The sequence below is a fragment of the Laceyella tengchongensis genome (genome assembly GCF_900182735.1).
Lineage (GTDB): Bacteria > Bacillota > Bacilli > Thermoactinomycetales > Thermoactinomycetaceae > Laceyella > Laceyella tengchongensis.
This window is the reverse complement of sequence record NZ_FXTU01000003.1, coordinates 37,364-59,763: the sequence shown is the minus strand read 5'-3', so window position 1 is coordinate 59,763 and position 22,400 is coordinate 37,364. Positions and strand designations below refer to the sequence as shown.

The 22,400-nt window shown below is 46.9% G+C and carries 21 protein-coding genes, 2 pseudogenes and 1 CRISPR repeat array; of the genes and pseudogenes, 10 read left to right on the top strand and 13 right to left on the bottom strand.

All coding sequences use genetic code 11. The features are described from left to right. Positions 1-29 precede the first annotated feature (29 nt). Positions 30-767 (top strand): MerR family transcriptional regulator, encoded by a 738-nt coding sequence (locus tag QQZ12_RS07290; protein WP_284724187.1) that lies wholly within the window; start codon positions 30-32, stop codon positions 765-767. 154 nt (positions 768-921) lie between these two features. On the opposite strand, the gene QQZ12_RS07285 is transcribed toward QQZ12_RS07290, so the two are convergent. Together QQZ12_RS07285 and QQZ12_RS07280 are read right to left on the bottom strand one after the other, a co-directional pair. Further along, positions 922-2,085: an iron-containing alcohol dehydrogenase gene (locus tag QQZ12_RS07285; protein ID WP_284724186.1), complete on the bottom strand. Its 1,164-nt coding sequence runs from the start codon at positions 2,083-2,085 to the stop codon at positions 922-924. A gap of 172 nt (positions 2,086-2,257) precedes the next feature. Next, on the bottom strand, positions 2,258-4,246 hold the full coding sequence (locus QQZ12_RS07280; RefSeq protein ID WP_284724185.1) for a glycoside hydrolase family protein: 1,989 nt from the start codon (positions 4,244-4,246) through the stop codon (positions 2,258-2,260). A gap of 195 nt (positions 4,247-4,441) precedes the next feature. Between QQZ12_RS07280 and QQZ12_RS07275 the strand changes: the two genes are divergently transcribed. Further along, on the top strand, positions 4,442-4,942 hold the full coding sequence (locus QQZ12_RS07275) for a GNAT family N-acetyltransferase (protein WP_284724184.1): 501 nt from the start codon (positions 4,442-4,444) through the stop codon (positions 4,940-4,942). 53 nt (positions 4,943-4,995) lie between these two features. Here QQZ12_RS07275 and QQZ12_RS07270 read toward each other — a convergent pair whose 3' ends face one another. Both QQZ12_RS07270 and QQZ12_RS17070 read right to left on the bottom strand, forming a co-directional pair. After that, the gene (locus QQZ12_RS07270; protein WP_284724183.1) at positions 4,996-5,442 is read right to left on the bottom strand and encodes a hypothetical protein; all 447 of its coding nucleotides are present in this window, start codon (positions 5,440-5,442) and stop codon (positions 4,996-4,998) included. Positions 5,443-5,877: 435 nt separating this feature from the next. Beyond that, positions 5,878-6,033, bottom strand: a pseudogene (locus QQZ12_RS17070) (pyridoxamine 5'-phosphate oxidase family protein); the annotation flags it as partial. Positions 6,034-6,287: 254 nt separating this feature from the next. Here QQZ12_RS17070 and QQZ12_RS07265 point away from each other — a divergent pair. Further along, entirely contained in the window at positions 6,288-6,893 is a 606-nt protein-coding gene (locus QQZ12_RS07265) for a tetratricopeptide repeat protein (RefSeq protein WP_102992544.1), read from the top strand. Positions 6,894-7,065: 172 nt separating this feature from the next. Next, positions 7,066-7,430: a CRISPR direct-repeat array (repeat unit 31 nt; unit sequence ATTTCAATACCACTATGGTTACAACTAAAAC). 382 nt (positions 7,431-7,812) lie between these two features. On the opposite strand, the gene QQZ12_RS07260 is transcribed toward QQZ12_RS07265, so the two are convergent. Further along, complete coding sequence (locus QQZ12_RS07260; protein WP_284724182.1) at positions 7,813-9,567, bottom strand: cell wall-binding repeat-containing protein; 1,755 nt, start codon at positions 9,565-9,567, stop codon at positions 7,813-7,815. Positions 9,568-9,784: 217 nt separating this feature from the next. On the opposite strand from QQZ12_RS07260, the gene dinB reads away from it, so the two are divergent. Beyond that, positions 9,785-10,831, top strand: a complete 1,047-nt coding sequence (gene dinB, locus QQZ12_RS07255) for a DNA polymerase IV (protein WP_284724181.1) — start codon at positions 9,785-9,787, stop codon at positions 10,829-10,831. A 73-nt stretch (positions 10,832-10,904) separates the two neighbouring features. Here the strand turns inward: dinB and QQZ12_RS07250 are convergent, their stop codons facing one another. From QQZ12_RS07250 to QQZ12_RS07240, 3 genes are all read right to left on the bottom strand, one after another. Beyond that, on the bottom strand, positions 10,905-11,240 hold the full coding sequence (locus tag QQZ12_RS07250; RefSeq protein WP_022737689.1) for a hypothetical protein: 336 nt from the start codon (positions 11,238-11,240) through the stop codon (positions 10,905-10,907). 348 nt (positions 11,241-11,588) lie between these two features. Continuing rightward, on the bottom strand, positions 11,589-12,050 hold the full coding sequence (locus QQZ12_RS07245) for a hypothetical protein (protein WP_284724180.1): 462 nt from the start codon (positions 12,048-12,050) through the stop codon (positions 11,589-11,591). 52 nt (positions 12,051-12,102) lie between these two features. After that, a complete protein-coding gene (locus tag QQZ12_RS07240; protein ID WP_284724179.1) occupies positions 12,103-12,732 on the bottom strand; it encodes an HD domain-containing protein in 630 nt (209 codons plus the stop codon). 340 nt (positions 12,733-13,072) lie between these two features. Between QQZ12_RS07240 and QQZ12_RS07235 the strand changes: the two genes are divergently transcribed. From QQZ12_RS07235 to QQZ12_RS07225, 3 genes are all read left to right on the top strand, one after another. Further along, positions 13,073-13,561 (top strand): GIY-YIG nuclease family protein, encoded by a 489-nt coding sequence (locus tag QQZ12_RS07235; protein ID WP_102992549.1) that lies wholly within the window; start codon positions 13,073-13,075, stop codon positions 13,559-13,561. 477 nt (positions 13,562-14,038) lie between these two features. Then, positions 14,039-14,626 carry a TetR/AcrR family transcriptional regulator gene (locus QQZ12_RS07230; RefSeq protein ID WP_102992551.1) on the top strand — a complete coding sequence of 196 codons (588 nt, stop codon included), beginning with the start codon at positions 14,039-14,041 and terminating at the stop codon, positions 14,624-14,626. Between the two features lie 10 nt (positions 14,627-14,636). Next, positions 14,637-15,008, top strand: coding sequence for a DUF5367 family protein (locus tag QQZ12_RS07225; RefSeq protein ID WP_284724178.1), 372 nt, complete (start codon positions 14,637-14,639; stop codon positions 15,006-15,008). 99 nt (positions 15,009-15,107) lie between these two features. Here the strand turns inward: QQZ12_RS07225 and QQZ12_RS07220 are convergent, their stop codons facing one another. The 3 genes from QQZ12_RS07220 to QQZ12_RS07210 form a co-directional block, all read right to left on the bottom strand. Then, entirely contained in the window at positions 15,108-15,764 is a 657-nt protein-coding gene (locus QQZ12_RS07220) for a response regulator (protein WP_102992553.1), read from the bottom strand. Further along, the gene (locus QQZ12_RS07215) at positions 15,736-16,827 is read right to left on the bottom strand and encodes a PAS domain-containing sensor histidine kinase (protein WP_102992554.1); all 1,092 of its coding nucleotides are present in this window, start codon (positions 16,825-16,827) and stop codon (positions 15,736-15,738) included. Before QQZ12_RS07215 ends, QQZ12_RS07220 begins: the two co-directional genes overlap by 29 nt. Positions 16,828-16,989: 162 nt before the next feature. Continuing rightward, positions 16,990-17,922 carry a zinc-binding dehydrogenase gene (locus tag QQZ12_RS07210; protein WP_189318826.1) on the bottom strand — a complete coding sequence of 311 codons (933 nt, stop codon included), beginning with the start codon at positions 17,920-17,922 and terminating at the stop codon, positions 16,990-16,992. A gap of 411 nt (positions 17,923-18,333) precedes the next feature. On the opposite strand from QQZ12_RS07210, the gene QQZ12_RS07205 reads away from it, so the two are divergent. From QQZ12_RS07205 to QQZ12_RS07195, 3 genes and pseudogenes are all read left to right on the top strand, one after another. After that, the gene (locus tag QQZ12_RS07205) at positions 18,334-18,945 is read left to right on the top strand and encodes a superoxide dismutase (protein WP_102992556.1); all 612 of its coding nucleotides are present in this window, start codon (positions 18,334-18,336) and stop codon (positions 18,943-18,945) included. A 442-nt stretch (positions 18,946-19,387) separates the two neighbouring features. After that, positions 19,388-19,516 carry a hypothetical protein gene (locus QQZ12_RS07200; RefSeq protein WP_262983027.1) on the top strand — a complete coding sequence of 43 codons (129 nt, stop codon included), beginning with the start codon at positions 19,388-19,390 and terminating at the stop codon, positions 19,514-19,516. Positions 19,517-19,667: 151 nt separating this feature from the next. Next, positions 19,668-20,209, top strand: a pseudogene (locus QQZ12_RS07195) (GNAT family N-acetyltransferase). Between the two features lie 107 nt (positions 20,210-20,316). Here the strand turns inward: QQZ12_RS07195 and QQZ12_RS07190 are convergent. Continuing rightward, positions 20,317-21,099 (bottom strand): arylamine N-acetyltransferase family protein, encoded by a 783-nt coding sequence (locus QQZ12_RS07190; protein WP_102992557.1) that lies wholly within the window; start codon positions 21,097-21,099, stop codon positions 20,317-20,319. A 321-nt stretch (positions 21,100-21,420) separates the two neighbouring features. Continuing rightward, complete coding sequence (gene ku / locus QQZ12_RS07185; RefSeq protein ID WP_284724177.1) at positions 21,421-22,329, bottom strand: non-homologous end joining protein Ku; 909 nt, start codon at positions 22,327-22,329, stop codon at positions 21,421-21,423. Positions 22,330-22,400: the final 71 nt, after the last annotated feature.

Genomic DNA, 22,400 nt, shown 5'->3' with positions numbered 1-22,400 from the left:
AATCAGTCACTCGAAAGGAGCGTACCCAAGTGGCAAAACAAGTTTGGAAAGTGGGAGAGTTGGCCAAACAAACAGGCATCACCGTGCGCACGTTGCGGTACTATGATCAGTTAGGATTGTTGAAGCCCACTGAATACACCGAAACAGGACACCGTCTTTACACTTATCAAGATTTACTCCGGTTGCAACAAATTTTATCGCTACGGCAACTAGGCTTTTCATTGGAGGAAATCAAACAAATCCTTGAAAGCGGAAAGCTTATTCCACTAAAGCTGGTTCGTATGCATCGAGAACGAGTGGAAGAGCAAATTCGGAGGCAACAGGAGCTTTATCAACAACTGGCCAATTTGGAACGTGCCCTTACGAGTCGACAAGAGCTAAGTGTAGAACAACTTATCCAATTATTGGAGGCGATGAAGATGACGGAAAAGCACTTTAATGAGGAGCAAATGGAATATCTGAAAAAAAGAAGAGAAATGTTTGGCGAAGAAACAATCCAGTCCGTTGAGAAGGAATGGCCAGAGTTGATTGCCAAAGTGCGCGCAGAGATGGACAAAGGAACTCCTCCAACTGATCCAACTGTTCTGGCGCTGGCGAAACGTTGGCATGAGTTAGTCCAAATGTTCACAGGTGGGAATAAAAAAATTTTCCAATCGCTTCAAAAACAATATCAAAATCCAGAGATGGCCACTCAAACTTGCGGTGATCCAGAGTGCTTCCGATATATTGGCGAAGCGATAAACCACCTGGGATTAAAATGGTATTAAGAAATTGATTATTGACAATCGACCTCCTCTGATTGATTCAGGGAGGTTTTTCTTTGGAAAGGTATGAACTAAACTCACCTTCATCATCCCATTTACCCTAAGCAAGCAAAAAGATCACCCCCCGGCATGGCCGGAGGATGATCCCCTTGTGCGGTCAGAGGCTCATTTTCAAAATTTCCAACACGTCCGTTTTCCCCACTGGGTAGGTGAGACCGACGGTGCCGTCCCCAGCCGCTTTTTCAGCCATCAATTCCAATTGGCTGTCATCGATGTTATAATCCGCCAATCGGCTGGGAGCCCCGATGCTGTTCCAGTAAGACCGCAGGCGGTTGATACCCTCCTCCGCAATCTCGCGATCCGTTTTGCCCGTTGGGTTCACTTGGAAAACGCGGATCGCCAACTGTTTCATTTTGGGCAATGCCTTATCTAAGTTATAACGAATCCAGTTGGGGAAAATAATGGCCAACCCGCCACCATGCGGGATGTCATAAACCGCCGACACCGCATGCTCAATTCCATGCGTACCCCAGTCGCCGGGCATTCCTTGCGACAATACGCCATTTAAGGCCATGGTGCCGCAAAAGAGGATGGTTTCGCGTAGCTCGTAATTCTCCAAGTCCTCTACCAGCTTGCTTCCTTCTTCCATTACGGTGATTAACAGCGACTCAACCATGCGTTCATTATATGGAACGTTGGGCGCCAGGCTGAAATAATGCTCCAACGCGTGTGACATCATATCCACAATCCCATAGACCGTTTGGTCGCGCGGTACCGAAAATGTGTGGGTGGGGTCCAAGATAGAGAAACGCGGGAACACCAGCGGAGAACCCCAACCCAACTTTTCTTTCGTTTCCCAATTGGTGATCACCGATCCACTGTTCATTTCCGAACCAGTCGCCGCCAACGTGAGCACCGTTCCAAATGGCAACGCCGCCGACGGCACTGCTTGTTTGGTGATGATTTCCCAAACGTCCCCGTCATATTTCGCTCCAACGGCGATGGCCTTGGTGGCATCAATGACACTTCCACCCCCGACTGCCAACAAGAAATCAATCTGTTCTTTTTTGCAGATTTCTACCCCTTTGTGCACCGTGGACAATCGAGGATTTGGCTCGACACCTGGTAGCTCAAACACTTCCGCATTGATTTCCTTCAAAAGGCTGATCGTCTTGTCATAAATGCCATTTCGCTTGATGCTACCTCCGCCGTAAACCAACAACACCTTGGTTCCATATTGGGGCACCTGTTCTTTCAAGGCTGGGAGTGTATCTTTACCGAAAATCAACTTGGTCGGATTATGAAAAACGAAGTTTTGCAAGGTCCTGCCACCTCTTTTAGTAGATAATTATGTACCTCTCATTTGTTATTATATCGAATGGTCAAGTTTTTATCGAGCACTTTGTTTGCATAGCAAACTTGTTTACTCTAATCACAATAATAAAAAGGGAGCAACCGCGTAAATCGCCCTATGTCCATAAATTGAAGAGGATTCAACGCTTTACAACTTTGGACACCCAATCCCGCCACACCCTTCTAATCCAGCCGCGCACCACTGAACCGGACCTTGGCATGGGGCCAGATTGGAAAAGCTTCGCCGACGGAGAATTGGTGATCGACACGCGTTCCATCACAAATGCTTCATAGCCGCCCGTCTGATTTCCCTCGATGACGTACTTTTTAACCTGATCCAAGGTGAGGTCACGCAAGTACAAGCGCTTGCCCCACCCCCCATTCACATAAATGGCCGATTGACAATGCTGTACAGAAATGCGGTCCACGCAAATATATCGATCAGGTTCCGTTTCATCGGTTTCATGCGGATGGGCGATTACCAGTCCACGACGCAAGCCTCTCGCCGCCACATCACACACATGCAATCGATTTCCGACTGGCAGGAGGCGCACCGCCGCATTGTCCATCCCCTCGACATCATGCAGGCCCATTCCCGCTTCGGCCGTGAAGCGCTCAATCCTGCCCGACACCGGCGCTTTTAACCATACGCCAAAGCCATAACACAGTCCATTGCCGGGTCTGACATCCCGTTGCCAGGCGCAGTCGATGATATGAATGTTGGGATGCGTCAAGTCATAGGGATTGGCTGCTCCTTGTGTTTCGGCCACAAATCCCGACGAGCCGGAACAAAGCGACCGACAATGGCGAAACACCATATCCCCTCCCCATCCGTTATGGGTGAGCAAGAAGGATACGCCGCGCCCCTCCATATCGGTCACCCCTTCCACCACCGCGTCAAATGTACTGTCCAGGTCCACCGCGTGCCTGGTGCGGCAAGCATACCCATTGCGCACCACCACTCCCAGATTGCCACCGAAAAACTGGACGCCATATCCCTGCCCTGAGCCGAGGCGTTGCGGAGGCAGTATCATAAAATTTTCCACAGTTACATCCATGCTACGCCGCACTTGAATCGCTGACTCCACTCCCTGTTCGGCGTACAAACCATTGACATGAAAGTGACGCACTTGTTGGGCCAATATGCCGAAGCCTTTGGACGCACCCTGCTGTAAACGATAACGAAAATTGACTATCCGACAATGCATAAGCGGGGTGATCTTCACCACATTGACCCGCGCCACCCGTTTGGGCAGCCGGATGAAATCACACACCGTCAGCTTGGTAAACACTTCTTTAAACGAAACCTGTTCCACCGACAAAGAGCGGGATTGGACAGCTTGCTCTGATGGCAACCGGAGGAAAATCCGGGCGCATGTTGCTCCGCGGGGGGCAACCCAATTGCAACCCTGATGGACATGCCAACCCTTGTATGAAAAAGAGATCACATCTGAGCGGGCAATCATTTTCCCCTGCTTCCCTACCCATTCCACATAACAGCTTCCGCAAGCTCCATTATCGGAGATGCCGTGCTTAGCGGACACTTCTAATCGGTAGAATCGCCCGGCTTCAACCGGGATCGGCTCAGAACAAATCACCGCGGTGCCATGAGGGCCTGAAGGGGAATCCTTCCAGCTCTTCCAACCCCGCACCCCAGTGCTCCCCACCACATGATCCAACAACTCCCGCTCCCGGCACTCAACCTCCGCGACTTCATGCATTTCACTGTTGATCTCTTGTTGCCCATCAGACGGGCGGGCGCTGTCATCGCTCAGCCAAATCACATCCCCCGCCTTTATGTCACGAGCGGCGGACGGCGGAAGATAAAGCGCACGATCCCCCCGTTTAGCCTCTCTTAGCAAGGGATAGCCGTCAGCGCTTTTCTCCCCCGCAAACCGAAATAAAAACGCCGTCTCCCGATCACTCGCCTCTACCCAGGCCCCCTCGGCAAACCACAGGGAAATGGACTTGGTCACCGTGATTTCTTTCACCGCGTACCGACCGGCGGGAACAAATAACGTCCCGTCTGGGGCCATCGCCCGAATCGCTCGGTTAAACCGTCCCGTGTCATCCGTTTCACCGGGAAAAGGCGGAAAATCGCCCAACTGAAAAATGACGTGACCTTGCATCTCCGGTTCCGCTCCTCGCACTCAATCGTTTTCGCATGATACCCGCTACGCATGTTTGGCGCGCATACCACATATTATGAATCTTATCGCTTCAACTATGCTTATGCTCGAATGGACAACCATCGTTTGCTCCCTCACTTTTTATGTTATGATAGTGGCGTTTTCACCCCTATTTCGAAAGGAGATCCATTCATCTTGCATATCCGTCCAGTCAAACACACCGACGCTGACATGCTGTTTACCTTCTTTGAACAATTGGACCGCGAAACAAACTTTTTGCTGTTTGAACCTGGTGAACGAAACCCGTCCCGTCAACGGCAAGAAATCCGGCTTCAACAAATATTGGAGAGCAATTCCGAGCGCATGTGGGTGGTGACCGACGAACAGCGCATTTCAGGTTACTTGGGCTTGCGCCGCGGCAACGTGCACCGCAACCGGCATGCCGCAATTATCGCTATGGGCCTCTTACAATCTTGTTGCGGACAGGGGTGGGGCGCGAAATTGCTTCAACACGCGGAATCATGGGCGCGAGGACATCAGATCCACCGACTTGGCCTCACCGTGATGACCCACAATGAACGGGCATTGCGCCTTTATCAAAAGCAAGGGTTTGTCATTGAAGGCCTGCAAAAAGACTCGTTGCTGGTAAATGGGACGTATGTGGATGAATACTTGATGGCGAAGATATTGACATGACGACAAAGAGCCGGGCATCAACTACCCGGCTCTTTGCTTCGACAACTTATTCATCATCTTAACACGCCTCTTTTGGCCATCTTCCGGCTATACAAGAAAAGAACAAACATCATGAACAGGATGACGATGTCAAACAGCGCTGACCATGGCCCAAACACATGCCAACGATCCCTCAATGCAAACGTCAGAACATCTAAGCAAATTAAAGAAACAAAGCAAATCAGCGCCCCCGGAACCGCCCAACAAGAGCGAAATAAAAGGAGGATGGATGCAATCAGACCACTGCTGATGCTAACGGCCCAGAAAACATTAAACAGAATGGGATAATCCGTAAAATACGCAACGACGGCCTCTCCGTGATTGTTCATTCGGTAATAAGCCGAATCGTGTCCAAGCATCATAAAGTAATCATAAACTCCGCAAGCATTGAGAAAGACAAAGAATACTCCGACGAACCAAAGATGCCATGGTGTCCCAACCCTTGCTTTTTTCTTCTCCATCTCAGACCTCCTTCTTTCCAGACAATAATCTTTGAATACTTTTAAACCCTACGAAAAGGATAAGTTCTTCTTTTACTTATTCCCAGTTAACTATAAAGATGAAACGATCGATGATCTATCCCTAACAAATCACAGCTGAGTAAATAGGTCATTGATACCAATCGAATGTTATCGGTGACTCTCTTTTTCGAATGATAAGTGCGCCGTCAATTTTCCAATTGTAACGGGTTTGACAGAGTCAAAGTAAATCTCCCGAACATACTTGATGTTAAAACCACCCGCGCCTGGTTTAAAAAATTTCCCCATCAACCCTAAACTTTCTTTTAAAGCTTGAATCTCATCCTCTGTTGCGATCCGTTTTTCTCCAACGGTTCCTGACAGCCTCACCCCTGGAGGAGCATCAAATTTTCTGGATAGAATGGACCGTAACAAAAATCATTTGCTGTTGTTAATAGCAAGAATACAGACTCGATGATTGTGTTCCAAGTTTCGTGTCATCTGAGAAGTAAAAATTTGAAAATACAAGCCTTTGGGCTCATCTTTATCAAGTATGAGTGACCCGATCGGCGTAACATGTGGAGTGCCGTCAGGGTTGACTGTAGCTTTTTAAAATTTCATTGATCTCTTGATCAATGAGTAGGGGTTTCATCCAATTTTTTAGAAAGAGCGATAAATAACTGATTCATATAGCGTCTCCAATGAAATCAACAAATTACTTGATTCCATTTTAATACGATATCGTACCTTTTTTTCAAGTGATCCATGCCCCTCTTTTAACCCTTCTCGCTACTGGGTAAATAAAAGAAGATTGTGCTGATTGGCATGCCGAATGGGGAGGTTTAGCAATGCATAACGAAGTAAACGCGACAAATCTGACCGACGAAGAAATGGAGCAAGTCGTAGAAGCATATCTACGAATACACCTGTCAAATCATGCAGAAAAACTGATGTGTGAAATCGGCGTCGCTTTGCTCAACGAAGCGGCAACTGTTGGTAGCCTAAGGATGGATTCACGCACTTATTCTCAGGAAGTAGCCGGTGAACGCTGGTTAAGGCAAGCGGCGGAGTTAGGAAATCCGCAAGCGATGTATGAATTGGGCTGGCGAATGGTCTGCGGGGAAGCATGTATTACTCAAGATATAGATACTGGAGAAAAACTCTTGCGGCAAGCGGCAGAAGCTGGAGAAACAATGGCGATGTGGGAACTGGGTTGTCTCTTGTTAGATGGGGAATACCTCCCCCAGAATGAACAAGAAGGCCGCCTTTGGTATGAACGAGCCATTGCACAAGGCAACACAGATGCCCTGTATGACTGGATCATCCGCCTTTTAAATGGGGAAGGGATTGCCCCTGATCCGAAACAAGCCGAGCACCTTCTTCGTCATTTATCAGCAACCGGTATGCGCTCGGCAAAGGATATGTTGAAGAAAACCTTTCCTCCAAGTGAATGACCTTTCCCGCAAAATCGGATCACTTGTTATTTATATCTTGCTCTAGGGATATTCTCCTCTTTTGCCAGCCCCAGCAAAAAGTAAGCATGAGTAGACAATATTAGGGAAAAGCCCGATTTCTCTTTGAAATCGGGCTTTTCTCATCTATTTCACAGCAGGCATCACTCATGGCGGTCTAATACCACTATAGTTACAACTAAAACTCAAATATATCGTTACCTCTGACAATCCGTTGACCGATATTTCAATACCACTATGGTTACAACTAAAACTGCTGGATTGTTGTCGATGTCAACGAAGAACTTTGCATTTCAATACCACTATGGTTACAACTAAAACCGGCCATTTCGCACCCCCCCAAACCACTAAAAAATATTTCAATACCACTATGGTTACAACTAAAACGCTGGAAGACCAGCAGATAGAACATACGATAGTGATTTCAATACCACTATGGTTACAACTAAAACAAAGAAGATTTGCTGTTGGCTGTGACAGAGAATGTGATTTCAATACCACTATGGTTACAACTAAAACCCGTATGTGAACTTCAGTCATTTCAAGCATTTTCATTATAACAAAAACCAAAATAATCTGTGAACCGTTCATGATGCAAAAATCCCGGGAGGTTCACAGACTTTTTAGCACACTAAAGGATATGGTACATCTCCAATATCCACTTCATCCCTTAATTCTTTTTAGCATATCTATACTACCAACATCAACTCAAATAGCCATGCCCGTCATCTTACCTACCTTATCTCGTTTCGGTAGAAATCACAAGTAGCAAGAAGGTCATGTGCTATGTTTAAAGCCTGCTGATCAACTCAGCAGGCTTTTTTTCTAGTGCATATCTGGTGGCCGGCAATAGAAAAACCGTTTTCCTCGCTTCTATCCGCCAACGTGCTACAGACACACCCTAAGGCGATAACATCTCTTTAATTTTGTTTTCAATCTCCAATGGTACGGAAGCTTGTCCCCCAGCCACATAGCCTTTGAGCAAGAAGCTGCGATTTTCGTTCAGGTATTGCTCCACTACTGGTGGCAATGCGGTCGTCGTGGTCAGCAAGATTGGAGAAGCGTTGCCGTAGTAGACAAACGCAGCCAGCGGGGTAATAGATAATGCGTCAGAGAATACATCTCCCCGCGCGACCAGAAAGTGGTGCGGCTCCAATTTGAAGTATTTCGCCACATTGACGGCCACTTCGTAACGATCCTTGCCGCCGATTCGCGACACTTTTCCGAATGTAGCCAGCTGGGAAGCGACGTTGTCGGACACAGAGCCGGGTCCCCCAACGATCACGAACTTGGTATAGTTGGGATGATTCTTTAAGAACGTGACCACCGAGGCTGGTAAACTCTGGGCTGTAGTCAGCAACAAGGGCATATTACGCCGTCCCGACACTGCTGAGACCGACAAAGCATCGGCAAAGTCCTGACCACTGGCAATGAGGGCGGTATCCCCGGAGGTATTAAATTTGCCGGCGATACCAGTCGCCACTTCATAGCGGTCTTTGCCGTCAATCCGGCTCACTCCAATGGAGAGATCGCGCAATTGTTTTTCAACATTGGTAGATACGGATGAGGTTCCCCCAACAATGACCGCTTGCTTCGGTTGGAGTTGACGAATGCGGTCTATCGTTTGTTGTGTTAATCCGGTAGAGGGAGTTAAAAAGAAGGAATATACTTTATTGGCAGCGTATGCCCCTGCCCCCAGCGCATCAGCAAATTGAGTGCCACTAGAGATAACGATGGTACGCCCGGTGGGATCAAATCCGTCATGGACATTTTCTTGCAATGCTTCCACCATGGCTAGATTGCTGTTGACAGCCACTTCATAACGGTCTTTGCCACCGATTCGCTGAAATTCAGGAAACAAGGGATGATAATCGATGTTCAGCATATTGCCGTTAGCATTATAAGCATAAAAGTAGACGCCGCCATAAGTCGCTTCCTTCTTACCAAGCGTGAATGAAAACTTGCCGGAAATGGTTTTTTGCCCATCTTCCATATAGTGGGCGTATGCCTCGGTGGCATTCGTTTCGCCGGTGAAGGTGATAGAAGCGCTACCAAGAGGCAACCTCGGTTGCTGTTCAGTAGGACTGGTGATGTTCAGCAACGGCAAGGTGGTATCCGGCCGTCCGGCGAATGTCAGCCCGCTGATGACAAAATGATATGGTTTTTTGATCAAATCATCACTGGGGTCCTGATCGTGCAAAATATCTTCTGTAATATACATCCGATATTTCCCGGCAGGTAGCGTGTCCCCGTCTTTATAGAAACGTGTCTGACAATCATCTTGTCCCTCTTCGCATACGGACGCAATAGAGTAGCTCAAGCGGTCGAAACCGGTCTTAATGTCAAGATTGATCGTTCCTTCTGTGACGGTCTGAAAGTGGTAGACATGCGAGATGCCTTCATTTACTTCTCCCTTGTATTCGACTGGGTCCGTATAAGGTTCGGCGGTGGAAGTGCCTACAAGGGATTCTGCGCGCTGAAGCATCATCCGGTCCAAGGTTTGTTCGTTTTTTTGTTGTTGCGTCATGCCGGTCTCTGTGCGCGGCAGAGGGATGGTCTGGGCAAAAGAGGGTGGAACAACCAGCAAACTTCCGACGATTAAAGCTAAACCAGTGAGGAGGAAGATTTTTTTGGTTTGCCTCTTCATTCTCTCCATGTCATCTCCTTTTAAAAAATTGATTTCATATGAATTTATTCGTGAAATCAAGATATTTTTTGTCATGGTAGAACCGGTTTTCCTTGTCGAAAGAAAGATTGCTCTGCACCTTAAGCAAGGTAGGCTGGGTAGTGCAACAACGGCTAAAGTTGCATTTCTTCTTTTATCTGTCCATAATAAGATAGGAATATATGTTTGCATGGAAGGTGATTCACTGGTGAAGAAAATTTTGCATATGGATCTCGATGCGTTTTTCGCCAGTGTAGAACAGCTTGACCGCCCCGAATTGAGAGGAAAGCCAGTGATCGTTGGTGGCCGGGAGAAACGGGGAGTGGTGTCCACTTGCAGTTACGAAGCCCGGGCGTACGGGGTACGTTCGGCTATGCCGATGGCGATGGCTCGTAAGAAATGTCCGCAAGGCATCTTTTTGCCAGTGCGGTACGAGCGGTACCGTGAGAAGTCGGCGGAGGTACGCCGAATCTATGCCGCTTATAGTGACCGCTATGAGACTGTGGGATTGGATGAAGTCTACTTAGATGTCTCCCATTATGACAATGCCGTTCCCATCGCCCGTGAAATCAAGCGGCGGATTCAGGCAGAGACCGGGCTAACCTGTAGTGTGGGGTTATCATATAATAAATCCTTGGCCAAAATCGCCAGTGATTTAAAAAAACCGGATGCGTTTGTAATCATCAGACCGGAACAAGCGTTAGAGATTCTAAAGGATTTGCCAGTCGGTGCCCTTCACGGCATCGGCAAAAAATCTCAGGAACGGCTAGCAAAAAAAGAGATCTTCACCATTTCCGACTTTTGGCGACTCTCCCTGGAAGAAGTGGTGCGGATGTTTGGCAAATTCGGCCATGCCCTGTATTATCGGGCACGAGGGCAGGATGACCGAGAAATTGTTATGGATCGGGCACCCAAGTCGCACAGTCGTGAAACCACATTGCCTGAGAATTTGTTTGAGCGGGAGGCTGTCGCGGAAGTAGCTAGAGAGCTGTTAGCGGAAGTGCAACGGGAGATTGCCGATGAAAAGGTGACCCCGCAGACCTTGACCCTAAAAATCAAATACGCTGATTTCACGTTGCGCTCCAAACAGCGGACAACTGAGCCTGGCACCGATTGGGAGAAAGTATTGGAAGAGTTGCTTGATGCCTTTGATTATACAGCGGGTGTTCGGTTGGTTGGGGTGGGTTTTTCCAACTTCTTAGAATCGATGGTTGGAGACTATGAACAATTGACGCTCCCCCTGGAGGAAGGGTAAACGGTTGTATGGCATCAAAAGCCGGCAAAGGCGACCTTATCTGTCGAAGGCCGCCTTTGCTGACTTTTTATCGTTACCGGTCGGACACATAGATGCAATAGGTGATCCATTCCCCACCATCATTCGCTTCAATTACCGCTTCGCCCTCTTTCAAGCCAGTAACCCTCAACCGTGGGTAAGAATATTGAAACCAGGTTTCAATCACGCCATCACTTTCACCAAAGTGAACAATGAATTGATCGCCATACAAATAAAGATAGGAGCCGATATCCAAAAACTTCCTTTTATCACAACTTTGGATGACAGCGTCACTGTCTTTCACGGCAGCGTGCGCGACGTTGCCACTGACGAGCAAGGGTGCCGCCAGCAGAGTGAATGCGGTTAACCATGCAACAACGGTCTTTTTCATGCGTGTTCCCTCCAGATGTTTATTTTTTTGTTATTGCAGTAATATTATAACATCTAATTATTATAATTTGTTGTATGATAAATTTCCAAAATAAAGCGATGGTTTCAAAATGGTTGGTACACCTCAAATGAACACGAATGAATAGATGAAAAATGATAATAAAGTAGCAATTAAACGGTGATAAGAGGATGAAATGTACAAGATGTTTAAATAGCTTTGGCCATTTATTGGCTCATGCTGCCAATCTACCTATATATCCTGTTCTATCTGGTGGTATATACATAGTTATGGACATAAATCAACCGTCTGTATTACATCGACAGACGGCTCTCTTAAGATAATTCTTTTTTACTTTTGAACATCGATTAACCCTTGGCTCTCCATAAAGCGCCTTTTTTTCATTAGTGAATCATATATAAATTCACCTGTATGTCGATCAAAGCTCGCAGTAACCAACAATAATGGAGAGGTATTCGGGATATTTCCTGAAAAACGGATGATAGGCAGATGATCAAAGACATATTGAGGATCATTGCGTACGATATCCCATTTCCCTTGTAGATGTACCCTGAATACTTCTCCAACATAACGTAACAAAGCATCTAGAGTCATTTTTTCTCGATCGTCCAGTATGGCATCCATTGAAGGATAATTTGCCAATATCCAACCCTCTAAGCGTAGTAACGATTCCGGCGAATAATCCAGATCAAGATGATGAAGTGCCTTCTCTAACTTCTCTAACTCATCTGGAAGTAGCATTAGCCATTCTTCAAACCAATCCTCGTTGTGATCATTTATTTTTTCTACCAATCGAACACCTCGATGTTGAAGATTAGGCTACTGGTTATTCCATCCAGTAGCTTTATTTTCTTGCTAGCAAATGCTCCACCCGCTCGATCGTCTTTTTAAAACCCTCCAGATTTCCAATCATAAACCGGCTAACCTCATGCTCCGCCCCATATCGCGTGACAATATCGTCTATCCGCTCTTTCACAGAAATCTTTTTCCCCACTGGCGATGTATGCAAATCACAATAAGTAATCAAGTCGATAAACAACTGATCGGTTTCATCCAACCATTGCGCGTTGTAAGCATAGATCGAAACCAGATCTGGCCGTGTCTTTTTCACACTTTCATATGCTCCCGAGTGAAATAAGACGGCCGCAATCACTGGTTTAGGAAAACCGCACTGTTGTGCAAAAAACGCTCCGTCAAGGGGATGATAATCATATTGATTTAGCTTGTCGCTGTACCCAATATCATGCAAAAAAGCCGTTTGCAAAAGCAGCTCCTTTGTTTCGTCTTCCATCTCTATTTTTACCAATACCTCCTTCATCCGCTCCACAACGCCAAGAATATGCTTATAGCGATGACGATCTGGCGGAATATATTCACTTAACTCCTTCTCATCCATCACAACTCGACCCACCTCTTGGGATTGCTCCAATAAAAGAACGTCCGACAATTGCTGAAGATTGCGATCATTATGCATGTGATCCCCTCTTCCTTTTCAATAATAAGTGCCGTGTTTAACTAACTTCATCAGTCATCAACCAGCTGCTGTATGGCAAGATGACTTTCTCCTTAGCCACTTCAATTTTATATTACAGTGCGATTTTTTGTGTGAAATTTCGTTATCCCCCGGGTCAAGAGAGTTCAATCTACCATCTTGATACTTTTATACATAGACGGGATTTATTTTATTTCTCGGAGCTAGACTAAATATTCACTCCACTAAAAAATAATCAGAATAAAAAGGATTTCCTTGCATATCATAGTAATTAATTACTTAATACTATCCATTCGGTCAGAAAAGAAAAGGAGGATGTTCAATGAGTGATGAGTTGAACGAAAAATGGTCTCAGCTGCCCGATGATGAGAAGGCTGAACTTCTCAACTGGGCTGAGTACAAAAACAATCGAAACCGCCACAAAAGGCTAGATGTCGTCACCTTCCAACCTCATATAGCCGGGGTCTATCAAATCATTTGTGGCGTTAATGGCAAAAGATACATCGGCCAGTCTTCCTGCATCAATAAACGGATCATTAGCCATCGGACATCATTGGCCAACGGGTATCACCCCGCTCTGAAGTTACAAACCGAATTCCACAAGTATGGTCCCGGCGCCTTTGAAGTTGAAATCATTGAAAAGATATCTGACAAGAAAAAGAGAAAGCAACGGGAAGCGTTTTGGATCGCAATGTATCCCTTTTCTAAGCTCTACAACACGGAACAAGATTATGACCGGGCAACGCAGGCCAAACGGAAAAACAAACAACGGATATCGTTCTACCAACCCTCGCTATTTGAACTCAGTTAGTCTTTTCAGCTAAAGTTATTAAAATAGCCAACCGACACTCACGGCTGGCTAAACGTTCCGGGGTATTATGTTAAGTCGCCGAAAGGCAAATTTTTGCCATATAAACGTCCTTTTGCCTTAGGCCGGTTCGAAAGTACACTATTTTTTATAAATAAACGTAGCATTCAACTCATCTATCAAAAAATAACCAATCGCAACGATTGTAGTAAAAATATAAAATTGTTCTAGATTATGGCCAATCGATAAAATAACACTTCCAATCACACCAGAAATCATATAGAGAATCAACTTAACAATATACTTTGTTCCACCTTTTATTTTTTTGGTTATAAAATCAAAAATGATTGATGTCAATTGAACGGGATAGCGCCTCTTTGGCGTTTATCGCCACCCCACGGAGAATATTCACACTTGCACGCAAATAAAATAAATCATATAATTAGTTAGTCAGATAACTAACTAAGGAGGGTAATGCTCGTGGCCAAACCCAATGGCATATCGAAACAGGAACTCATCGCCTCAGCAATGCGATGCATCGCCGAAAACGGCATCGGCAAATTGTCGCTCAAGGCAGTAGCCGAAGGTGCCGGCGTTACGCAAGGGACCGTGTATTACCATTTCAAGAGCAAGGAGCAATTGTTGTTTCAAATTGTCAAAGAAATATGTGAAACTTCATGGAACGAGCTCGTCAACACGGAACATTCTGATCTTAAACAAGCCGTCGCGCAAGCACTTCATTCGGCCCGAAGCCGATGCGATTATGAGTCATTCTATCATCAAGTGCTCTTATCGCTCGTCGTCACCAGTTTTCATCACCCAACCATGCGTGAACAACTGGGGACGTTGTTTCAGAAGGAGAATGATTATCTAGCACAATTACTTGATCGGCTCGGAGCCGAATTTCTCCCCCCAGAGGTGTCCCCGCAAACCGCAGGCATTTTATTCAATGCCCTGATTGACGGATTGGCTCTGCAAGCGTTGTTAAATCGAAACTTTCCTGCTGATCTTGTTTACAGCGAGTTGGAATCTTTGTTAACGAAGAGAATCAAAAAGAATGAAATATGAGGTGAGTTTGATGGTGTATTTTCCATTATTCGGCACTTCGCTATGGCTCATCGCCACGCTGATCTTCCGGGCGTTCGGTACCAATCTGCTTGATGTGGAACGTCCGATTGTCCTTGTCGCTCTATTCGCCGCCGTGCCCATCATGGCGATTCCGCTCTTGCCGGCGCTCAAGCGCATCCCTGTCGACAAGCGGCTGCCCGGTACAGTGTTAATCGCCCTTCCCGGGATGTTGCTTGACATTTTCAGCTTAATCTTTCACGAAAGCGTATTTCCCGCGCTTGACCCTCAGCAAATCACCTTGCTTGCCGCATGGTTACTGTGGGCATATGGAATCATCATCAGTTGTGGTTTCATCAAAAAACAATTCACCCCAAAAAGTTGACTTAAGTGTCGATGATATGCCCCACAACCCGTCTGTTTAAACATAACGCAAAGAGCCGGACAGCTGATGCCCCGGCTCTCTTCTATCTCCGATGGTCTATCAAACAAAATCAAGCAACCCTTTTTTCAAAGCATAGCGAACCAATTCTGGCCGCGTTTTCAAATGCAGCTTTTCCATGATGTTAGCTTTGTGTGATTCGATCGTTTTAACTGATAAGACCAGTTTCTCAGCGATTTCTTTGTTCGTGTATCCCTGGGCGATCAAACTTAGCACTTCTTGCTCCCTCTGCGTCAAAATATGATAATCCTCCAACTGTTCCCCTTTTTGTACACGGTTGAGAAATTCTTGAATCAACATTTTGGTGGCTGAAGGGTATAAATAGGCCGCGCCTTGGGAAACGGTTTGTATGGCCCGGATCAACTCCATATCTTTGGCGTTTTTCAATATGTATCCAGAAGCGCCCGCGTGCAATACCCGAAACAAGTATTCTTCGTCATCGTGCATGGTGAGGATCAATACATTGATCTCCGGAGCAGCTTCTTTCAGTTTTTTGGTGGCCGTCAACCCATTCTCTCCAGGTGGCATGCTCAAATCCATCAAAACGATGTCCGGCTGAAGTTCTAAGGACAGATCCACCGCTTCTTTGCCATCCATCGCCGCCCCGACCACCTCCATGTCGGGCTGGGAATTGATAAGCAATGTCAGCCCTGAGCGAACAATGGCATGATCATCCGCGATGAGTACCCTCGTCGGCATGAACAGACTCCCCCTCTCTGTCTATTGGTATACGAACATACACCATCGTGCCTTCATTAGGAGCTGATTCGATCCGCAATGCTCCCCCCAACAGCGCGGCCCGCTCTTTCATCCCGTACAAACCTAATCCGGTTCCCTCTCCCTCCACCTGGGACGGATCAAAGCCTCTGCCGAAATCCTCGATGAACAGGCGAACCTCTGCTGTGGTGTCGATTAGGCTGAGTTTGATTTTGTCGGTAGCCGCGTATTTGGCCGCATTGATCATCGCTTCTTGCACTATGCGATACAATGCCGTCTCAACGGTGGACGAATAGCGGCGTTTGGGGCCTTTCACCACAAGCTCCACCTTAATGCCGAAAGTGGCTTCAAATTTTTTGGCGTATGAACGGATCGCTGGCAAAAATCCCAAGTCGTCAAGTGCCGACGGCCGCAAGTCGGTAGCCAGGTTTTTCACTTCATCCAGCGTCTGCTCAACCATCGCTTGCACATCAAGCAAATGCCTCTTTTTCTCGTCATCAAGTGGGAGATGATTGATCACCTTCAAGCCAATCAGAATGCTGTACAGCGCTTGTCCGACACCATCATGCAGTTCGCGGGACACTCTTTTACGTTCCTCTTCCTGCGCCTGAATGATTTTATTGGTGACAAGCCGATGATGCCGCTCCCGCTCTGTGCGTTGCAATTGCGACATATCTCTGATGACGATGACCATAGAGCCCAGCGGATCTTCGGGCAAGGTCGCCGCGCTCGCCGTCACCGGATATTGCCTGCCATCCTTGGCCCTGATCTGCATTTCAAAGGAAGACAGCGACTGATGGTTGAAAAAACAGCCTGTACAGCTGGCCTCCTCCACACACGTCGCAATTCCTTTGCAAATCGAGCAAAAAAGGATGTTTTTCAATTCTGACCGACTATATCCGGTCAATGTCAGAGCAGCCTGATTGGCTTCCCGGATGACACCGCCTGGCTGAACGACAAAGATCGCATCCGCCGCGTGCTGAAAGATGGCCTCATAATAAGAAGGAACAACCAAGTCGCTCTCGCCGCTCAAATAAGTCATCATGTGTCTCCCCCTCCTCCAAACAGATCGAATGGCACCCCTACCGCCCGGGGGTGCTTGCTATGGATCACTGAAATGTAACCAACATGTTTTCACCACTCTTAGTCTACCTTGGAGCAGGCAGACTTCGCCATGGGGGAATTCCCTGATGGGGGTCAACCGGGGTTAACCAATGCTCAACCTTCTCAAGCAAGCCTTTACTTTGCCACCGGCGACAAAATCGAGCGCTTCCTTGACATCCTTTCTCGTTCCCACAATCGAGCCTTTGATTCTGATTCCAAACAACACCTTGTCGAATTGCGGTACTTTCAACTCCTCATGGGGACTCCAAACCAGGGCAACCGTTCCGCCCCGCCGGACGGCCAAGTATGATTGTCGGAACGGATTTTGCCTGATATCCAAACAGAGAGATGCATGCACACCTCCGATTTTTTGCATAATCACGGCAACGGGATCATCTTCAGTATCCAAAATCATGTCGGCCCCCGACTTTTTCGCCAACTCTCTGTTTTCTCGCCGTTCATCCACTGCTACTACCCTCAAGCCCATCGCTTTAGCGTACTGCACGGCAAGATGTCCCTGGCCCGCCATTCCAAACACAGCTACCCATTCACCTTGTTTGACACGGCTTTCTTTTAACGCTTTGTAAATCAAGACGCCCTTGCAAAAAATAGGAGCCGCCTCTTGAAAATGCAGATTTCCAGGAATTTTGACCACATGTGAAGCCGGGAAAACGCCATAATCGACTCCATCGCCAAACACCGCTTCACTGTCTTCCAACTGATGTTCGCACATCCTTTCCTTTCCGGACCGGCAATACCCACATTCGCCGCAAGCAGAATGAAAACAGGGAAGGCCAACACGATCACCCACGGCCAGCGATGAAACCCCTTTGCCGATGCCACATACGATCCCCATGTATTGTGGCGAAGGGCGATTGGAAGACGCTGTGACACAGGCGGTTGAGTGACATCCTATGTGACAACCCCCGCAGCAATCATGCATTCGTATCAATACCTCACCAGATCCAATCAAGGGCGCAGACATCTCTTTCAGTTCAAGCTGGTTGAAAAACCGATTCACAACAGCCACTTTCATTTTACTCCTCCTACATAACCGATGTTGGTTAAAATCCCCACCGCAAAGTGATCCGTTGAGTTGGCTTTCTTTATTTATGGGTAATGGGCCGATCATAGTCATAGCCGAACGGTTGGTTGTGTTAATCTGTATTCGGTCTTCCGGCAAAGGACGATCCAATGGACTCTCCGCATTCCGGTCGATTGGCATGCCGCATTTGCCAACTCTTCACTTCTATCTTAAAACATTGAGTCGTGATTGTATTTCAGGGAATTCACTGATCCAGCGTAAAAATCTACCGGACATTTCGGTAGTGATTCCCGGCCGCCATTTTTATACTTTTTAATTTAATATATTGATTAAATGAGCAAGTTATTGCATAATTAAGTTAGAAAGGAATTCAATCAACCATTTACATAGGAGGGTTCTGAAATGGCGAAATTCGAACTGCCCGCATTGCCTTACGCTTTTGACGCATTGGAGCCGCACATTGACGCGCAAACCATGGAAATCCACCATGACCGCCATCATGCCACATATGTGAACAACTTGAACGCCGCTCTGGAAGGGGTGGAAGTGAGCGCTACTTCCGTGGAAGCCTTGATCTCCGACCTGAATGCGCTACCGGAGAACGTGCGCACCGCTGTTCGTAACAACGGTGGTGGACACGCCAACCACAGCCTGTTCTGGGAAATCTTGAGCCCCAACGGCGGCGGTGAGCCGACTGGTGAAGTGGCTCAAGCAATCGCGGATACCTTTGGCAGCTTTGACAACTTCAAGAAACAATTTGCCGATGCAGCGGCCAAGCGCTTCGGTAGCGGTTGGGCATGGTTGGTTGTGAAAGACGGCAAGTTGGCTGTGACCAGCACCCCTAACCAAGACAGCCCGCTGATGGAAGGGGCTACACCGATCTTGGGCCTGGACGTATGGGAGCACGCTTACTACCTTAAATACCAAAACAAGCGCCCCGCTTACATCGATGCATTCTGGAATGTGGTCAACTGGGATGAAGTAAACCGCCGCTATCTTGCCGCGCGCGCATAACTTTCATCCAATTACGCCAGCGCAGAAATGAACGGCTGAGCCATATGAGCTCAGTCGTTTTCATCACTCGCATTCATCTTTTTGAAGCGTACATAGCATCTCAAACTCATACTGATTACCAAACGAAGCAGGCTGACGTTCCCACTTCTTCAATGAAATAAGCCCTCCTGGCAATGGAAGGGCCTAATGCCTTATGTGTATTGGCATCCATTGACTGTGTGCGCTTTTCGACTAATCATTATGTAACCTTAAGCTTGTGGCGGTTCGCCATACAGATATTTCATCCCGCTTTCACCTCCGTTTTTTTATTTTCTACAAATTCAGTCATTTAACCTTCTTTGGTTGCAATTTACACCGAATAATATTAAAAATATTAATCGTGTTGCTTGCGAAAATAGTAAATGCTACAATACGGATAAACCAGCGAAAGGAGAGTACCCACATGAAAAAGAAATCACTGGCGTTTTTGTCCAAAGGGGTTGGGTACTCGACTGCTGTTTTTTACAATCTTTCTAATCACGGGATCAGTCTGTCTAAAAATAAAGCTTGCCAACGACTCGTCATCCTTTGATCAGAAAGTTTATAAAATGAAGGATGGATCACACGCCACGGGTCGTTAGCCCCGTGGTTTCGCATATCGCAATACCAACGCCACAGGGCCAACCTGTGGCGTTTTTTTATCTAGGACGAGTGTTTGGGGCATCAACGAGGAGGTATAGCAAATGGAATTAAAAGGGAAAGAAATCTTCGTCCGAATGCTAGAAGTTGGTGACGCTCCGACTTTGGCGCGTCTCGAAACGGAAAACCGCGATTTTTTTCAAGCATACACCCCCTTGCGCGACGAAGCGTTTTACACTGTGCAAAGGCAACAGGAACTGCTCAAGCAAATGGAAAAAAGAAAAGCTGACGATCTGGAATACTGGTTTGGGATCTTCCTGGCGAAAAACGGGGAATTGATCGGCAAAATCACCCTTTCAGAAGTGATGCGACATCACTTGCAGAGTTGCTGGATCGGGTATTATCTGGATAAACGTCACAACGGCAAAGGCTATATGACCGAGGCCGTCCGCCTTGTCGTCTCCTATGCCTTCAATGAACTGAAATTACACCGGATTGAAGCAGGAGTGATGCCCCATAACCTCGGTTCAATCCAAGTCTTGAAAAAAGCGGGATTCCACACCGAAGGCATCAATAAAAAAATGTGCGGATTAACGGAAAATGGGAAGATCATGTGCATCTCGCCATCATTAACGAAGAAGATTGAGGAAAACAACAAAAAATGACTTGAGTCGGCATAGCTCCTCAAGTCATTTTCCCTTCTGCCCAGTTTGCTGACACCCGCAGCAACCGGCCTTCCTGCGTATCGGCGACCTAGCTGATACCAAAGTGCCGTTTGGCCAATTCATTGAAAGTTTCCTGATCAATCTCTTCTTTCGTCGCCTGTCCGTCAACCCACCGCGTGAAGGAACCTTCTGTTAACGTCAACCTTCCCCTTTCCGTCAATCGAGTGATTAACGGCTTTTTGTTAAAGGGTGATTTTTCGTGTTCGGCGATGATGGTTTGGATCTCTTCCAATTCTTCAGCCTTCTGCACCGGGTGTTTGGAATCAAACGCATAACCGATCCGCCAATCCTTGTCGGTATGCTTTATTTTTATTTTCAAAACATGATCACCGTATTCGGTATCCATTTGTTCCACCCGAAACTCCCCATTCGGCGACGTGACGGCCTCACCGCTCATTGGTACAGGGCGCAAGGGCAGATTTCCCCCGAATCCGGTGTCCACTAGATAGGTTTTTCCTTCATGTGTCAATAAGATGACGGCATGCGTTCTCCCCACTTCCTCAAAGTCTTGCATTTCGGTGTTGTACACCGCCCCCTTGACCATGATGGCATTAAACCCATGCTCCAACAAGAAATAATAAAAAAGCGTGTTTAATTCATAACACAGGCCGCCTTCATTTCTCACCAACACTTTGTTGATCAAATTCTCCTTGGTGATAGCATTCCTGTCCTTGCGGATGACGCACAAATTTTCGAAAGGGATGGTCGTCGCTGTCTTTTCTAGAATTCGTCCCAAGGCTTCAAATATGACTTTTTCGTCGACGGGAAACCCAATTCGCTTGCAAAACAATTCATGCATTTTCAACGTCATAAATAACCACTCCCAATATTGCGTATTTTTCTACATCCTATAAATACCCTAGTCAACGCTTTTTCAATCCTTGGAAATTACGAAACAAAAAGCGAAATTCGTCGTAGTTCCTTTTTAAGCAACGGCGGACCCGGAGTTTATATTGTTCATACAAGTCACGCAAGCGCGATTTTTAACGAAAGTCCAAATCATTGGTCAGCATAAAACCTTCTTTTCGGTATAACAACCATTCGCCATGCTCATTTAGCGCTACAATGTTTTTTTCATGCGCGTTAACCCCTTTCCAAAAAGACGTCAAAGGGGTTAACGCATCGCTCGTGATTACACCTTCCGTCTCCGGCGCGGTGTCGGGGTCGCCGCCGGACCGGTTTCAGTTCCAGCCGCCCTTCGCGCCTCCGTCCCCATCCCCGGGTCTGTCATTGTCGGTGCTACTTTGGACGCATTCAAGCTACGTTGCAACGCTTCCATCAAATCGACCACATTGTCTGTTCGCGGCGCAACATCTGGCTCTTCGATTTCCTTGTTTTGAATTTTAGCTTGAATCAACTCTTTTAGTGCTTCTTCGTAGTTGCTCTTATAATCGTCACCAAAATTCTTGCTGATTTCCTCTATCAATTTGGTGGCCATCTCCAATTCCGCTTCACTCACCTCTGTTGCCGCAATCCCCTCGATGCCGGGCACGCCCTCAACCGCTCTCACTTCAGCCGGATAATGAATGATGTTCAGCAAGAGGCAATCTTTGTGGACTCGAATAACCGCCAGATGCTCACTAGTGCGAAACGCAACTTTGGCGACTGCCACCTTCCCTGTCCGGTTCATTGCTTCATGCAACAGCTTGTACGGCTTCCCTCCATATTCTCCAGGCCCCAGATAGTATGACTTCTCATAGAAAACGGGATCAATGCTATCTTTGTCTGTGAAATGAAGAATCTCAATCGTGCGCAAGGTGGGCAAAGGCAATTCGTTGATGTCGTCGTCGGTGATGATGACATAGTTGCCTGGAGCGTATTCATAACCGCGAATCACCTCTTTAGATCCCACTTCACGGTCACAGACCGGGCACCATTTTTTGTATTGAATTGGGTGCTTACACTTTTCATGCAAACTGCGGAAGCTGGTCTTGTGGTCTTCCGTTGCCTTGTACAGGCTGACGGGAATATTGACCAATCCAAAACTGATGCTCCCTTTCCACATGGATCGCATGGACATCCACCCTTTCGCTCTTTTCACTTATGTTCTCCAACCTATTCCTGAATCACTCAGCGCCCCAACGCATAAAGGCTTTTTCGCCAGGCCACCCT